The 15,158-nt window shown below is 61.0% G+C and carries 11 protein-coding genes; 5 read left to right on the forward strand and 6 right to left on the reverse strand.

Annotated elements, in window-relative coordinates:
- Positions 1 to 57: 57 nt before the first annotated feature.
- Positions 58 to 1,254, reverse strand: a complete 1,197-nt coding sequence (locus tag P8L30_15845; protein MDG2241680.1) for a patatin-like phospholipase family protein — start codon at positions 1,252 to 1,254, stop codon at positions 58 to 60.
- A 206-nt stretch (positions 1,255 to 1,460) separates the two neighbouring features.
- Here P8L30_15845 and P8L30_15850 point away from each other — a divergent pair, with 206 nt between their 5' ends.
- On the forward strand, positions 1,461 to 1,934 hold the full coding sequence (locus P8L30_15850; protein ID MDG2241681.1) for a hypothetical protein: 474 nt from the start codon (positions 1,461 to 1,463) through the stop codon (positions 1,932 to 1,934).
- A gap of 3 nt (positions 1,935 to 1,937) precedes the next feature.
- On the opposite strand, the gene P8L30_15855 is transcribed toward P8L30_15850, so the two are convergent.
- A complete protein-coding gene (locus P8L30_15855) occupies positions 1,938 to 2,426 on the reverse strand; it encodes a hypothetical protein (protein MDG2241682.1) in 489 nt (162 codons plus the stop codon).
- Positions 2,427 to 2,655: 229 nt separating this feature from the next.
- On the opposite strand from P8L30_15855, the gene P8L30_15860 reads away from it, so the two are divergent.
- The 3 genes from P8L30_15860 (at position 2,656) to P8L30_15870 (ending at position 8,102) form a co-directional block, all read left to right on the forward strand.
- Complete coding sequence (locus P8L30_15860; protein ID MDG2241683.1) at positions 2,656 to 5,721, forward strand: SusC/RagA family TonB-linked outer membrane protein; 3,066 nt, start codon at positions 2,656 to 2,658, stop codon at positions 5,719 to 5,721.
- Between the two features lie 15 nt (positions 5,722 to 5,736).
- Positions 5,737 to 7,095 carry a RagB/SusD family nutrient uptake outer membrane protein gene (locus tag P8L30_15865; protein MDG2241684.1) on the forward strand — a complete coding sequence of 453 codons (1,359 nt, stop codon included), beginning with the start codon at positions 5,737 to 5,739 and terminating at the stop codon, positions 7,093 to 7,095.
- Positions 7,096 to 7,265: 170 nt separating this feature from the next.
- Positions 7,266 to 8,102 (forward strand): carboxypeptidase-like regulatory domain-containing protein, encoded by an 837-nt coding sequence (locus tag P8L30_15870; protein ID MDG2241685.1) that lies wholly within the window; start codon positions 7,266 to 7,268, stop codon positions 8,100 to 8,102.
- Between the two features lie 3 nt (positions 8,103 to 8,105).
- Here P8L30_15870 and P8L30_15875 read toward each other — a convergent pair whose 3' ends face one another.
- From P8L30_15875 to P8L30_15885, 3 genes are read right to left on the reverse strand one after another with little or no spacing between them, the layout of a single operon-like run.
- On the reverse strand, positions 8,106 to 8,747 hold the full coding sequence (locus P8L30_15875) for a plastocyanin/azurin family copper-binding protein (GenBank protein ID MDG2241686.1): 642 nt from the start codon (positions 8,745 to 8,747) through the stop codon (positions 8,106 to 8,108).
- Positions 8,731 to 11,697: a hypothetical protein gene (locus P8L30_15880; GenBank protein ID MDG2241687.1), complete on the reverse strand. Its 2,967-nt coding sequence runs from the start codon at positions 11,695 to 11,697 to the stop codon at positions 8,731 to 8,733. The genes P8L30_15875 and P8L30_15880 overlap by 17 nt, the downstream gene beginning before the upstream one ends.
- On the reverse strand, positions 11,694 to 12,518 hold the full coding sequence (locus P8L30_15885) for a 3'-5' exonuclease (protein MDG2241688.1): 825 nt from the start codon (positions 12,516 to 12,518) through the stop codon (positions 11,694 to 11,696). Before P8L30_15885 ends, P8L30_15880 begins: the two co-directional genes overlap by 4 nt.
- Positions 12,519 to 12,566: 48 nt before the next feature.
- Here P8L30_15885 and P8L30_15890 point away from each other — a divergent pair, with 48 nt between their 5' ends.
- Positions 12,567 to 13,556, forward strand: a complete 990-nt coding sequence (locus tag P8L30_15890; GenBank protein MDG2241689.1) for an NAD(P)H-quinone oxidoreductase — start codon at positions 12,567 to 12,569, stop codon at positions 13,554 to 13,556.
- A gap of 16 nt (positions 13,557 to 13,572) precedes the next feature.
- Here P8L30_15890 and P8L30_15895 read toward each other — a convergent pair whose 3' ends face one another.
- Positions 13,573 to 15,144 carry an RnfABCDGE type electron transport complex subunit D gene (locus tag P8L30_15895; GenBank protein ID MDG2241690.1) on the reverse strand — a complete coding sequence of 524 codons (1,572 nt, stop codon included), beginning with the start codon at positions 15,142 to 15,144 and terminating at the stop codon, positions 13,573 to 13,575.
- Positions 15,145 to 15,158 lie beyond the last annotated feature (14 nt).

Consider the following 15,158-nt stretch of genomic DNA (forward strand, 5'->3'; position numbering starts at 1 on the left):
GCGCCGGGACGACCGGGGTAAATTTAATACCCGGCTCGCGATGTGACGCTCCGAGATTCACTCGTTGTCACGCAGGAATTCTGCGATGTCGTCCGCTCTCGCCGCTGCGTCTGTCTCACCGACTTCCATGAGCTTCATTAGGTAGTCGGGCTGAAAGAGGACGAAGCTGAGGAAATCCGGGCTCCGCGTTTGTTGTGTTCCGAGACCTCTCGTGAAAAACCGAAACGCCTTTGGAAGTTTTGGTTCGTATTCGTAGGCGAGTTTCCCCAGGTCTACCGACGGTCGAAGTGTCAGCAATTTGACGGGATTGAACCCCGCTCGGCGCTCAGGCGGTAGGCCGGAGAGGAGCTGGTTGAGTCGCTCGAGCCTGACTGCATCCGTGTCGAGTAAGTCGAGGAAAATCGAGTTCATGAGGACCCCCATTACCTGTGCCGGTGGCGGGTATCCCTGGATGGTGGGCTCTTCCGCTTCTGTCGCACTGCGATCGTAGCGCGTAGAGATCGCCATGATCTTCCTCGCACCGAGGTGCAGGGCTGGCGAGAGCGGTGCGGTGAGTCTCACCCCTCCGTCTCCGTACCACCCCTCACCGAGCTGCACAGCTGGAAAGAGGAGGGGTAGGGCAGACGAGGCCATGATGTGATCGACAGATATGACCGTTGATCGTGCCTTGCGCTCCGGGCGCTCCCACTCACGGATGTCACTGCCCTGAACCCATGTGACGGACTGACCCGTCGAATAACTCGAGGTGCTAATCGCGAGGGCCTTGAGCCGGCCCCTCTCCAGGTTATACTGGATTCCGGTCAATTCTCCGTCTACAGCATGTAGAACTTCTGTCAGGTAACGGCGGAGCGGCGCGGTGTCGACCAGTCCTCGGACCCGGGGCGGACCGCCCAGGCCACCCGAGGCGAGTTGCTTGAGCCAACGCAATCCGTTCATGCTCAACGAACGGGTGTCGACCTTGAAGACGTCTTCGACTGTGAGGCGGCCCCAGAGTTGGCTCAGCTCGCCGACTGCTTGGATGAATGAGCCGTGGTGAGACGCGAGGAGCGCCGCGTTGATGGCGCCTGCGGAGACGCCGGTGATGTACGGAATCGTCAACTCGGGAAACTGGCGTGCGACCTGGCGCAGGAATCCGACTTGGTAGGCCGCGCGTGCGCCGCCACCGCCCATTACCAAGCCGAGGTCGCTGGGGCCGGGGGAATGAACCGCGGTTTCCAGCTCTTCGAGGGCGGTGAGTGTTGAAGGGGTCTTCATGGGGAGAAGCTAGTGAAGCGTGGGAGATCATACAGGCGTCTGGATTAGACTTGATTCACCCGACACATTGATGTGTGCTTGCTACGGCTTGCGAAGCGTCGTAACAGGTAGTCTCCGAAGGCGTAGATCGGATGGGACATGACGCCGGACACAAATCGTGGGCCTCAGTCGTTTGTTGCGTAGGTCCTCAACTCAGAAGACCGACAATGATGACAAAGCTGCGTTCGCTACTGCTCGTTCTGACTGTCCTCTCGACGGCGTGCGTTTCCTATGTCGCCACCGACGTGTCTCAGGTGAGCCCCCAGGACAAAGTCCGGTTGGAACTCGATGCTGAACAGGTGAATGAACTCATCACCTTCGTCGACCCGGAGAACCGTTCGATTACCGGACGAGTGGTGAATGTTGATACAGACTCCATAGCGATCGTGCTCCGGACGCCTGCCGCGTTCACTCAGGTCTCGATCCATCGTCGCTCGATTCTAGGGGCCCATGTCGGCGTTGCTGACACGAAGAAAAACTTCATCGGGTCGTTAGTAATCGTGGGAGCAGTAGCGGCCATTGCGGTGAAGGGCTTCCAGGGGAATGGCAACAGCCGGGTCGGGGACGGGGCCGGGATCGACGAAACTCGGGTGCCGTTCTTCGGCTTCAGAATCCCGTTCAGCTTCGGGTTCGGTCGCTAGGGGCTACCCTACGATTGGGCGACCAATCGCCATGATGCCTGCCGCCACGAGGCCGAGCGCCACGACGGTTGCCACGATGTGCGGCATGTAAGTCCGCTCATTCATGGGACGCCGTTTCATGACCGCAGGGACGATGTGGGCCACGATCGCTGCCGGAAGCATCATCGCGATGTGTCCGCCCAGTTGTGCGTAGAAGGGCCGCGTCATGATCAATGCGATGCCCAGCAGCACGTTGAGGTCCACCGTCCCCGCGAATGCCGATGCTAGAATGCGCATCTTTTTGTCGTAGGGGATCCCCTTTGCAGCTCCATATGCGGCATACCCAACAGCCATGATCCCGGACAGAAGTACCAAGTAGCGTAGGCCGGAGTGAGCGTAGAAGAGCATGATCCCTCTCAGTTTGTGGTCGAAGTCACTTCGTTCTGCCAGGAATCTGGCCGTGATGGCCTCCGTTGGAACCCCCGGAAGGGAGCTTCGGGAGGAGGTCTTCATATTGTGCCTCGCCCGGGAAGAACGGGTGGTCGCAGTATATCAGTCTATCAACGGAGATCCAGGTGAAAGGATTATCCGGTCAAGCCGTACCTGAGGGGCAGCCAAGGCTATCAAGAATTTTCCTTGCATAGATGGTACGAACTATTCTAGTTTATGGCCGCTCTAGAAGGAGCCGCCCGTTGCGATGTCCGCGACGGGCTATTGTGTCATTTCATGGTAAGGAGGCAACATGTCCCGAAGCGATGTCCGCAAAGGGATCCTCCGTTCGGCCATGCGCTCATTCGTCACTGGTGCATTTATGGTCATGCTTGCTTGGGTTCCGGCCCAAGCGCAGACCGGCACGGTTACGGGTACAGTGCGGAACGCTACCAGCGGGCAGCCCATCGCGGGTGCCCAGGTTAGTATCCCAGCACTGAACATTGGCGCACTGGCCAACAACGTGGGTCGGTATCTCCTGCTGAACGTTCCAGCAGGTACACACTCCGTGCAGGTCCAGTACATCGGATACGGCTCGGAATCAGTTGAAGTCACCGTGGCTGCCGGTCAGACGGCAGCTGCTGACGCTCGACTCCGCTCCGAGGCGATCAGCCTTGACGGTGTTGTCGTTACAGGTACGGCCGGCGCAGCACGCCGGCGCGAGGTTGGTAACTCGATCTCTCAGATCAACGAAGCTCAGATCGAGGCAGCGCCGATTTCCAACGTTGCCGACATTCTTCAGGGCCGTGCCACTGGCGCGACCGTGCTGAGCAACGGTGGGCAGGTTGGCGCCGGTAGCACGATCAAGCTGCGCGGTAACAACTCGATCTCCCAGGGCAACTCGCCGCTCGTCTACATTGACGGGATTCGTATGCGTGCGTCGGCGCTGTTCAACTCGGACGAGGCCAACCAGGGCTCGAACCCGATAGACGACATCAACCCTGACGACATCGAGCGTATCGAAGTCATCAAGGGTGCTGCGGCCACGACGCTTTACGGCACCGAGGCTGCGGGTGGTGTGATCCAGATCTTCACGAAGCGTGGCTCGGCAGGTGCGCCGGCTTGGACGCTCAGCATGGATCAGGGCATCAACACCTTGGGGCACATTGGTCCGGATGCCGACGTAAACCCGACCGGTCTTGGATTGAACAACTGCAACTACACCGAGAACGGTGGGGACGCGATGTTCCCGGCCGACGTTTCTTGCCCGGCCTCTGGCTCGTGGCTCAAGAACGGATACTCACATAACTACAACCTCTCCGTTCGTGGTGGCGCCGAACGCATGAACTACTTCATGTCGGCAGCCTGGGGCGACGAGCGCGGTATTTTCAATCCCGACGCTTGTGGCACTGACGGCACGGGCGCGAAGAGCTGTGGTGAGGCTGCTGGCTACACGAACCCTGCCCAGGGTGCGAACACGTGGAGCCTTCGCGGGAACTTCTCCTTCTCTCCGATGGACGAGTTGGACATTCGCTTCAACACGTTCTACAGCCACAAGAACATCGACTGGGCGCCTGACGGCAACAATGCCGAAGGTCTCCTCCTGAACGTCTTCCGCGGTGGTTCGGACTACACGAACGACACCGATGGTAAGACGCTCACAATGGGCCTTAATCAGCTGAACGATCACTTCGTGACGGGCGTGAACATGCTCTTCAACCCGGGTAACGGGATGAGCCACCGCCTGAACGCGGGTATCGACTGGACGCGGAACACGTACCGCGAAGATCGCCCATGGGGTTTCTTCTATCGGCCCCAGGGAGAGCGTGAGGTCGATGACCGCACCTTCCGTAAGATGACACTCGACTACGCAGGTACGTGGGAAGCGGACCTCTTCGGTGCCGCGTCCTCGTTATCGTGGGGTGCCCAGCTGTACAACGACTTCAGCTCTGGTATCAACGGTTTCGGTGAGGGTTTTGCCGGCCCCGGTGATAAGGTTCTGGAGTCGGGCGCCGTCACCGAGGCTTACGAGTACAACTCGACGGTCACGAGCGGTGGGTTCTTCGTACAGCAGCAGTTCGGTCTCGGGGACAAGCTGTTCCTGACGGCCGGTCTGCGTGTTGACGGTCACTCGGCGTTCGGTTCGGACTTCGGCCTCGAGCCGTACCCGAAGGCGTCCGCCGCCTACGTCATTTCCGACGAAGGCTTCTTCCCGGAAAACTTCGGGATGCTCAAGCTGCGTGCAGCCATCGGTGAGTCCGGCAAGGCGCCGGGCCTCTTCGACGCCGCTCGCACGTGGTCGTCGGTCGCTGGTGATAACGGCCAGCCTGGCGTTTCGCCGGACAACCTTGGTAACCCGGACCTCGGCCCCGAGCGCACGCTCGAGTGGGAGTTCGGTTTCGAGGGTTCGACGTTCAACGATCGTGTGCAGTTCGAATACACGTACTACGATCAGACGACGTCCGACGCGCTCGTTGGCGTCCGCCAGCTGCCGTCGGGTGGTTTCGTCGGTACGCAGCTCGAAAACGTGGGTAAGGTCACCAACAGCGGCCACGAGATCTTCGTGAACGCGACTCTGGTCGCTGGGGACAACTTCTCTTGGGACCTCGGTGGACAGTACTCCACCAACAAGTCTGGTGTTGTTGATCTCGGTGGTCTCGAGAGCATCAACGTTGGGTGGCGGAACTACATCCGTGCGCCGATCGAGTGCACGGCGGAACTCGCGAACGGTGCCGACTGGGACGGTTCCGGCTTCATCGGGCAGGGTTGTACGCCCGGTGAGATGGTCACTTTCCCGCTGCCGGCGTTCTGCCACGATCGTGTGCAGAACCCGGACGTGGTTGGGGCTCCGGTGTTCAAAGAGCAGTGCCTAGGCGCGACAACGCCGGCGCACACGTTCGGCATCAACACCTCGATCACGATCGCTTCACGTCTGACGCTGGACGTGCTCGGCGAGGGCATGGGCGGCCACGTGCTGTCCTCCGGTACTGCATACCAGAACGCGCGTCGTCGCGTGTGGCCGCTGTGCCGGTCCACGGTCGAAGCTGAAGCGGCTGGTAACGTGGCTGCAATGACGGCTGGTGAGCGCGCTCTCTGTCTGCGTAGCAACACGCGCTACGGCATGTGGACGCAGCCGGCGGACTTCTTCAAGATCCGCTCAGCCTCGCTGAGCTACCGTGTGCCCGATGGCATGCTGCCGTCGAGCATTCGTGGTGCTACGGTGCGTCTCCAGGGCCGCAACCTCTTCACGAAGACGGACTATGAGGGCGTTGACCCTGAGGCGTTTGAAGACGGTTCGCTCGAGGTGCTTTTCCGGCAGGAGTACTACAACCTCCCGCCAATTCGCAGCTTCCAGCTGTCGGTCAAAATTGACTTTTAATAGCCAGGAGAAATCATGAATTCCATGAAAAAGCGCTGGCTCCCGCTCGTAGCCCTTGTGGCGACGTTCGGAATGGCCGGCTGTAGCGACAACCTCTTCGAGGTGAAGAACCCGGGTCGGATTCTCGACGCGGATTTGAACACGGTGAAGGGCGTCAATGCACTTGTGACGGGAATGTCTTCTGACTTCTCGGCTGGGTATGACAATATGGCCTTCACAACCGCCATTCTCAGTGATGAGATGGTGGGCTCGGGCTCGTATTTTTCGACCGGGCGTTATCGCCGGGGTCTGTTCGATTCTGAGGATTCGGACGGATTCTGGAACAGCGTGCAGCGTGCGCGCTGGGTAGCTGAGGGCGGATTGCAGCGTATGGCAGCAATCGAGGGCTTTTCCTTCGCAGGTAATGAGAGCACGGCGCGAGCCTATCTCTTTGCCGGTCTCGCGAACCGTTGGTTCGGTGAGAACTTCTGCGAGGTCGTGTTCAGCAAACCGTACACCGACGAGGCACCTGGCCCCGGTGGTGAGATCGATACAGGTCAGCCGCTTCCGCGAACCGCCGCTTTCGAGCGCGCGATTCCGGCTTTGCAGGCCGCGATGTCCAACGGTTCGGGTGATATTGTAACCGCGGCCCACGGTGGGCTGGCGTCGGCATACGTTGGGCTAGGAAACTGGTCTTCGGCGATGAGTGAAGCTGCTCAGGTACCGACGAACTTCGTTCACTACGCGGTCTTCTCCGGGAACTCAGGTCGGGAAGAGAGTCAGATCTGGAACGAGACCCATGGTCGTGCTGAGATTTCGGCGTGGGGAACGCTTGCCGGTACGGTAGGCGAGGGTGATCCCCGCACACCATGGACGGACTGCAGCCTTGGTTCGTGCCCGTCGGCGAACGGTGCCGATGGTGAAACGATCCATTTCCGCCAGGACAAGTATCCTGAGAAGGGGTCGGACATCCCTCTCGTGAAGGGTACGGACATGCGGCTACTCGAGGCTGAGAACGCGCTGCTGACCGGAGATCTCGGAGTGTTTACATCCAAGATCAACGAGGTGCGTGCGTTCCACGGTCTCGCGGCGATCGCAGCGGTGACATCCGCTGGTTCTCTCACTGGTGGAACGTTCGGGAAGGACGGCACTCTTGGTGGTGCCAGCGCGACGTCCATGACCGGTTGGGATGTGCTCGATCGTGAGCGCCACCTGACGATGTGGCTTGAAGGTCGCCGTCTTTGGGACCTCCATCGTTGGGATCATCCCCATCTTAACGGTGGTGGGATTGTGTACTCGGCGACGGTTGCCCGTCGCTCGTCCTGCTTCCCGATCTCCGATCAGGAATGCCAGGTCAACGACAATGTGCCCAACTCGAAGTGCGTCACGATGTAGTTCGGGGCATGTAGCAGTACTGACCGCCCCTTGGCTTCGGCCAAGGGGCGGTTTTTTTGTTCTGTCACTCGGCCGAGCCCGTATCGTGCGATAGAAAGGCGGAGCTTTCCTTTTGAGGCTCCATCGCGCAGTGTGATATGATTGGTGATGCAGGTGTGGAGGGCAGGGGGATGACCTTGATTCGAAAAGCGACTGTTGGTGTGTTGGGTGCGGTGTTGCTCGCCGGCTTGGCTGCGCCCACCCATGCCCAGGTTCGAGTGGAGGGTGAGGTTCTCGACTCAGAGAACGGTCTCCCGGTTCAGGGCGTCATCGTTCAATTCCCGGAACTCGGCCTCGCGGCGCTCACCGACTCAATGGGGTATTTCCTCTTCGAGGCGGTTCCTCGCGGTGAACAGGTCATCTCGACGTACCATTTTGGGTACGCGAAGCTGGAGGCGCAGACCCCGATCGTTCTGGGTGATGTCCTCGCGCTCAACCTTACGCCCCGCCCGATCTCGCTGTCCGGCGTGGCAGTCGACGTGCGTCCGACGGAGGAGATCGAGGCACTGACCATGGGAAGAGGGTCAGACTTCATCGGACCCGAGGCCGTCGAGGAGATGGCGGGGAGGACGAATCGGGTGCTTGAGGTCATGCGTGCGAAGGCGCCGCCGCGGTTGCAGATCAGGCAGCGGGGAAATGGGAGCGGCATGAGCTTCTGTATCCAGTCGACCCGCCGAACCCCGTCGATTCAAGAGCTCAAGGACCTGGGACCCGGATGCCGCCCATCCATGTTGGTGATGGATGGTGTCGTGATCTACGCTCCCCCGAGCACCAGCGATTTCGTCGGTGATGTGTACTCTGGGCTCCCGTCGGACGTCGCCTCCATGCTCTTGAATCAGAACCCCGATGAACTCGAGAGCATCCGGGTTCTGACCCCGCGGGACGCCTTCTTTCGCTACGGCGATGCGGGCCGATTGGGCGCGGTGGAGATCGTCACGAAACGCCCCACCAAGGTCATTCGGCGCTAGGTCTTAACCCTGGGGCGGGAAGACGACTTCGAAGGGCGGAGGGCCGACATGGACGGATCCTCCTTGCCGGAGCGACTCGTCCGCGCTCCACACCAGGAAGTCGTAATCGCCCTCGTTCAGCTTCGTGAATGTGAAGGTGCCGTCACGGTCGGCGAATACCGAATGTGAGGCGTCTGTGATGTAGACGAAGGCTCTCATGCCCGGGTGAGCCGCGCACGCTACATCGACCCCTCCGGATACTTCGAAAACGACGTCTACGGATTCGTCCGGATCGGCATCCCGGTCGAAAAACGGAGCCGCCTCACCGACACGTGTCAGCCGTACATTGTGGGGCAGGCTCTCGCTGTTGGTAAACGTCACCGTCGAACCTGTGGGCACGATGAGTTGGGAGGGCGAGAACTGAAGGCCGATCTGGTCGACTGTGGCTGAGCCAGGCTGAATCGCATGGCCGCCGAGTGGTGTCAGTGAGACGATAGATGGGATCCCACCCACGGCCGGCGGAGCCTGACCATAGACGGTCTGAACGTCTATCTCCTCGGGTGAGTCCACCTCGCCAGGCGGAGCGGCGCACGCTAGAGCGTGCACCGCCACCGCGGCGAGAAGGATGTGGCGGAGCAACGGACTCGCCTTAGCGGTCCATTCCACCGCGAACTTCATCGAACAGCGACTTCGCCAGATGGAACTGCTGACGATGAGTGGTTGTTGGCGGGTACAGCGTGCCACCGCGTACCTGGCCGCCGTTTAGCGAGCTGTATGCCCCGCCAACTGCGCGCATCGCGGCGGTAAGCTTGCCCTGAGGGGTGTCGATTGGCGGACCGCCCCCGCGCCCGAAGCCCCGACCTCCGCCTCCGCCCATGCCGTTTTCACGCATGTAGGCCTGGATCTCGGCGGTGAGCGCTTGGGCCTCGAGCATGAAACGTTCACGAGCGTCGTACATGTCTTGCGTGATCTGCGGCATTTCGGGGTCACCGCGCACCGTGAAATGTGTCGAGTTGCTCGATCCGTTCGCGGAGACCGTCGCCGTGTACACTCCCGGCGTGACCCAAGCCCCCCGGTTCCCTATTGGGCGGGCGAGTTCAGGGTTGTCCCACGCGGCCCACGTCTCGGAACCAGAACCTGTCGAGTGACGGAGGTCCCAATTCACGCGGTGCACTCCGGAGCCGCCCGGAACACTTATCTCGCGGATCACATCCCCGTTTGGGTGAGTGATTGCCAGGGTGGCACTGCCGCCGCTCGCGAGCTTGTACGTGATCTCGACACCGTCGACCGGGTTCTTCCCGAGGTAGTCTGCCTGTCCGCGGTACGACGTGTCCTTCTTGTAGACCATGATCGTGCCGGTCGGGACCGAGAAGACCGTAACCGGAGCGTTGGCATCGGCCCATTCGGCGATCGCGCGTGTGTCGTCGAGGATCCAGAATCCGCGACCGTGCGTACCCATCACGAGGTCTTTCTCACGTGGGTGGATCACCATGTCGTCGTAGTGCGTCGTCGGGAGGTTCGGCACCTTCGCCCAGTTTGTGCCCGCATCCGTGCTGGCGAAGACGTGGTGCTCGGTTCCGACGAAGAGCGTGTTCGGGTTGTCGGGGTGCTCTACGATGACGTTGACGACGCCCATGTCCGGTAGGGCTGCGTGGAGGGGCTCCCAACTCATACCGAAGTCTTCTGTCCGGTAGACATAAGGACTGAAGTCGCCTGCCCGGTGGTCATCGAACGTCGCGTAGGCGGTTCCGGGGGCCGTGAAGGACGCTGCAATGCGGCTGACGTAAGCACCGTCACGAATGCCTTGGACGTTTCCGGAAACTTCGCTCCAGGTCGCGCCGAAGTTCTGGCTGACCTGGAGATTGCCGTCGTCGAAGCCGACCCAGAGTACCGCAGGATCGACCGGGGACTCATCGAGTGTGACCGCTTCACCCCAACTGCTGGTACCGTCGTTTCGTGAGATCGTGATATCCGAGCCACGCACGCCCTGGATCTCCAGGTCATCGCGGTCGATTTGCCGCGACAGGTCTTCGGTGCTCGTCCACGACTCACCCTTGTTGGGTGAAGTGAAGAACCGGTTGCCTGCCACATACAGCACGTCCGGGTTGTGCTGGGAGAGCATCATCGGTGACGTCCAGTCGAACCGATAGCTCACACCGAGCGGGGCCCTCGGCGAGATGTCGAGGTTGTCGCCGGTGATGGCGTCGTACCGGAAATATGTTCCACCGTTTGAGCTGCCGTACGTGAAGCGTGCGCTCCTGGGGTCGGCCTGCCAGTACATGCCATCACCGAATCCGCTCTGCATCCAATCGTCATTCAAGATGCCAGCCCAGCGACGGGTCTCTGACGGACCGAAGAACGAGTGGTTGTCCTGGAGCCCTCCGTAGACCCAGTACGGGTCTCGCATGTCCACGCCGAGCGCGTAGAACTGGGCGATGGGGAAGTTGTTGATTCTGCGGAAGTTCTCTCCACCGTCGTAGGACTCGTTCAGCCCTGCGTCGCCCGCGAGGTAGATGTGCTGTGTGTCGTTCGGGTCGATCCACAAGGCGTGGTGATCCGCGTGTACGCCCACATCGTACGTCGGCGCCCGCGCGATGGACGTCCAGGTGCGTCCGCCGTCGCGGCTGACGCTCGAGCGTGTTGCGAGCGTGTACACGACGTCCTCGTCCGTTGGGTCGATCCAGATGTGCGAGTAATACATAGGGCGGATGTCGAGATCGCTGACGCGCTCCCACATCAAGCCGCCATTCTCCGAGCGGTACGTCCCCTGCGTCTCACCACTCGCTGTCTCGACCAGAGCGTTGAGGACCTGCGGGTTCGACTCTGAGATCGCGATCCCGATGCGACCCTTGTCCCCTGCGGGCAGGCCGCCCTCGAGTTCGTTCCACGTCGCGCCGCCGTCCGTTGATTTGTGGATGCCACTGCCGGGACCACCGCCATTGAAGCCCCAGGCGGTACGCTGCCGTTGATATGTGGCGGCGTAGATCGTGTTCGGGTTGCTCATGTCCATGACCATGTCGACGACGCCCGTATATTCGTCGATATAGAGGACTTTGTCCCAGCTGCGGCCACCGTCGGTCGTCTTGAACACCCCTCGATCTTCAGAGGGCGCCCACAGGTTCCCCATTGCCGCGACGTACGCAATGTCCGGGTTGGAGGGATGCACCCTGACACGCCCGATGTGGCGGGTCTCAGCGAGGCCTAGGTGAGTCCAGCTGTCACCGCCGTCGGTCGTCTTGTAGACGCCGTTTCCGTAGGACGTGCTTTGCCGGTTCTGCTGCTCACCGGTCCCGACGTAGATGACGTCGTTGTTCGACCGCGAGATGTCGACATCACCGAAGGTGCTCACCGCCATCGTGTCAAAGACGTTCGTCCACGTCTGGCCGCGGTTGGTGGTCCTCCAAAGCCCGCCAGAGGCCGCCGCCACGAACATGGTCGACGGGTCGGACGGGAGCGCCTCTACATCGTGGATGCGACCGCCGGTCGCTGCGGGCCCGATGGAACGAGCTTCCAGGGCGCGCATGTCGTCTGTGGCGATGGCCTGTGCAGACACAGCAACAGGGATCAGCGTCGCCAGTGCGGCGAGCAAGGTCAGAGCGTTCATGGTGTGCTTCATGGTGTGTCGCTCCCGGGTTCCGGGTCGTTGGTTGCAGGTTTTGGTAGTGCGGCTGAGTCGAGAGCCGATTTCACCACCTTGATGACGTCGTCGTCCATGTCGTCCAAGCTCGTCATCCACTTCAGGTAGTCGGGCGCTGTAGCCGCTATTGTGGCGAGCGGCTGCCCTTTGTGCTTCCCACGTCTAAAGACACGTCCGTCCTCGGGGCTGCTGAACCAGCGATCCACCTCCGTACGGAACGGGCGGAACGTCTGGCAGTAGTCGTGCAGACCGTCCAAGTCCTGCGGAATATCGGGATACCGTTCGAGTTGTGCTCCAAGGACGGCCGCTGACGTGCGGATGTCGCCGAGCGCGGTATGAGCTTCTTCGTGCTCTCGGCCAAGATAGAATCGTGCTGCCGCCGAAAGATCCCTCGGCTCTTCCTTATGGAAGATGTTCTGCATGTCGAGGAGACGCCTGCCTTCGACGGAGAAGCTGATGCCGCATCGCTTGAATTCGGCGATGAGCACGTGGATATCGAAGCCCTTGATATTAAAGCCGGACAGATCGCTACCCGCGATCAGTTGGTCGTGCAGATTGCGAGCTGTGCGGCAGAACGGGAGTTCGTTCGCGACGTCTTCGTCCGTAATGCCGTGCACAGCCGTTGATTCCGCTGGAATAGGCATCTCGGGGTTGTATCTGCGCACCTTCTCGAGCACGTCCCCCTGGGGCGTGATCTTGATGAGTGCGAGTTCCACGATCCGGTCTTTCTTGACGTCGAGCCCTGTGGTCTCGAGGTCGAAGAAGATGAGCGGTCGGTCGAGTTCGAAGGGTAGTTGCATGGGACGAGCAAGGTAGTGAGCGGGCGTGGAATGGACTACAGTGGGCGGATGAAAACTTCCATGAAGGCAGTTGTGATTCGTGAGCCTGGAGATCCGGACGTATTGGAGCTGCAGGACGTTCCCATGCCTGAGCCGTCCCACGGCGAAGTTCTGGTGAGGGTGGCTACCTCAGGCGTGAATCGCGCCGATCTCCTGCAGAGGCGAGGCAACTACCCAGTGCCAGCCGGATATCCCGCGGATATCCTCGGGCTGGAGTATGCGGGAGTGGTGGAAGGCGTCGGCCCCGGAGTTGGTCCAGACATGGTCGGGCGAGCCGTGATGGGCATCACCGGGGGCGGCGGTTACGCGGAATATGTGACGGAAGCGGCCTCGACCGCTCTGCGTGTGCCTTCGGGCGTGGACGTGAGTGACGCGGGTGCGATTCCAGAAGCATACCTGACCGCATACGACGCTGTGTTCATGCAGGAGGGTCTCGCGGAGGGTGAGACTCTACTCGTCCATGCAGTTGGGAGTGGTGTGGGTTCTGCGGCCGTGCAAATGGCGAAGCGGGTCGGGGCCCGGGCGATTGGGACGAGTCGGACCGCTTCGAAGCTGGAGAGGGCCTCTGGCCTTGGGCTCGATGTTTCGGTTCTGGCCGATGGGGACTGGAGTCAGGAGGTCCTCGATGCGACCGATGCCCGGGGCGTGGATGTAATCCTCGACCTGGTGGGCGGACCGTACCTTGAGAAAAATCAGGCTGTATTGGCCAAGAGGGGGAGACACATCGTGGTCGGCGTGCCAGGCGGCCCGATGGGTGAGATCAACTTGCGCTCCTTGATGATCACTCGCGGGTCGATCAGAGGGACTGTACTTCGAGCGAGGGCGTTGGCTGAGAAGGAAGCGTTGGCGCGGGCCTTTGAGCGAGACATGCTGCCGGGGTTCGCCGCCGGGGAGCTACGGCCCGTGATCGATCGGGTCTTCGCGGCTGATCAAGCCGCCGATGCCCATCGGCACATGGAAGCCAACGCGAACTTCGGGAAGATTCTTCTGCGCTGGTAAGGCGCTGGACCGCGTGTCAGTTGCTGGCGAAGCTGGCCGTCTGGCACGTGCCCTCAAAGCCGATTTCACAGGCTCGAGCGAAGAGGCGGTCGGGGTCTCGTTCGGTGACTGGACCCTTGGCGCCGCGGATTACGAGCGGGAGATCATCCAGTGTGGGGACCGCGGAGGTGAGCGTCCTGTTCCCGGACGACAGTCGCAGCCCGTTCTCGCACGCAGGGTCGAATCCGAGTTCGCATCCAGCCTGCAGAGCTCCCAGCGCCTCCCCGTCTCCAGAATTGCGCTGAACGAGGAGGACGGCGAGCTCATTGCAGGCCCAGCCGGAGCCCTGTATACAGATGTCCTGCTGGAAAGAGGCGAGGTATACACATCCTCGGTCCGAGCCCTCGGAGCATGCGGTCTGCCAGAAGGGGATCCACTGGCCCGGGTGGTCGTCTCGGAATCCTCCGGCCCCATAGATGCCGGCGAAGATCGCGATCCAGATGCCGACGATGGCGAGGTTCCGGCGGATGCCGGTGGTCTGAGGAGCCACGGCGGAGAGATCGAGTTTCCGTAGCGGCCCCGAGGTCACCCATCGATCGACCATCTGAATCATCATGTTCAGAATCAAGACCGGGAGCAGCTTGTCGTAGAACGACGGAGCTTCGAGCGCTCGCAGGACCACGACGAGGACCACGACCCCGAGGCCATACATCATGCCGTAAACGACCCGTCCGGTTTCAGTCCTGGGCGAGGTCGACGGGTCTGTCTGGAGGAGGTGCATGCCCAGGAAGACCGCAATGGGAATGTACGCTTCGTAGAAGAAGTACGTGCCCGTAATGGCGAAGAAGGCCACCCCGAAGGCGTACACGGTGACCACGGAGGCTACGGTCATCGTGGCGACGCCGAACAGGATTTGAACCGGTATCGAGACAGCGAACAGGAATGCGTGGATGTTCGGTGGATCGAAGAGCCGTGTCGCGATGTCCACGCCGAAGGTGGTGTCGGTCGCGTTCGTGGCGATCAATCCAATGGAGAAAATGGCCAGCGGGAAGGACGACGGATTGAAGATGTGTGTGGAGCGACCGTTCTTCTCCCAGCGAATGAACTCCTTCGTCAGGTAGCCGAGCGCGATCATCCCAAACTGCCAATAGAACCAGTCCGGCTTGAAGAGCAGGAACAGGTTGATGCTGAAGATGATGGGGAACGGTCCGAACCCTAGTTCGAAGTGTTCCCGTCGGGACCAAGCGAGCAGCGCGCTGAATCCATATGCGAAGACCAGCTGCGCCAGAATGAGTACAGCGAATCCTCGGATCAACGGGACGTACCAACCCCAGTACAGGTAGATCGCCGCTTGTGTGCTCAGCTGGACGTAGTGCGGCTTCCGGGGGATGACCGCGAGAGTGAACGTGCGTCCCGAGGCTCGAGCGGACAGGCCTAAAGCTACGGCCCAGATCGCGAGGAACGCTGCGGCCCCGATGGTCGACCGACCAATGACGGGGCTCGATCGGAGTGCGAACCCGATTGCCGCCAAGACCACGGCGAACGCCACGGGCAGCAGGAGAGCTCGCCCGCGGCCGAGCGGCTCTGCCTCTGTGATGGGTGCGTTCAAGTGGGTCCCTCCAT

It is taken from the genome of Longimicrobiales bacterium (assembly GCA_029245345.1).
Classification (GTDB): domain Bacteria; phylum Gemmatimonadota; class Gemmatimonadetes; order Longimicrobiales; family Gaopeijiaceae; genus CALFPJ01.

Excerpts from the sequence above, each read along its gene's own strand:
- P8L30_15865 (MDG2241684.1), top strand. The coding sequence starts at position 5,737 with ATGAATTCCATGAAAAAGCGCTGGCTCCCGCTCGTAGCCCTTGTGGCG.
- P8L30_15855 (MDG2241682.1), bottom strand. The coding sequence starts at position 2,426 with ATGAAGACCTCCTCCCGAAGCTCCCTTCCGGGGGTTCCAACGGAGGCC.
- P8L30_15880 (MDG2241687.1), bottom strand. The coding sequence starts at position 11,697 with ATGAAGCACACCATGAACGCTCTGACCTTGCTCGCCGCACTGGCGACG.
- P8L30_15845 (MDG2241680.1), bottom strand. The coding sequence starts at position 1,254 with ATGAAGACCCCTTCAACACTCACCGCCCTCGAAGAGCTGGAAACCGCG.
- P8L30_15890 (MDG2241689.1), top strand. The coding sequence starts at position 12,567 with ATGAAAACTTCCATGAAGGCAGTTGTGATTCGTGAGCCTGGAGATCCG.
- P8L30_15850 (MDG2241681.1), top strand. The coding sequence starts at position 1,461 with ATGATGACAAAGCTGCGTTCGCTACTGCTCGTTCTGACTGTCCTCTCG.
- P8L30_15885 (MDG2241688.1), bottom strand. The coding sequence starts at position 12,518 with ATGCAACTACCCTTCGAACTCGACCGACCGCTCATCTTCTTCGACCTC.
- P8L30_15870 (MDG2241685.1), top strand. The coding sequence starts at position 7,266 with ATGACCTTGATTCGAAAAGCGACTGTTGGTGTGTTGGGTGCGGTGTTG.
- P8L30_15860 (MDG2241683.1), top strand. The coding sequence starts at position 2,656 with ATGTCCCGAAGCGATGTCCGCAAAGGGATCCTCCGTTCGGCCATGCGC.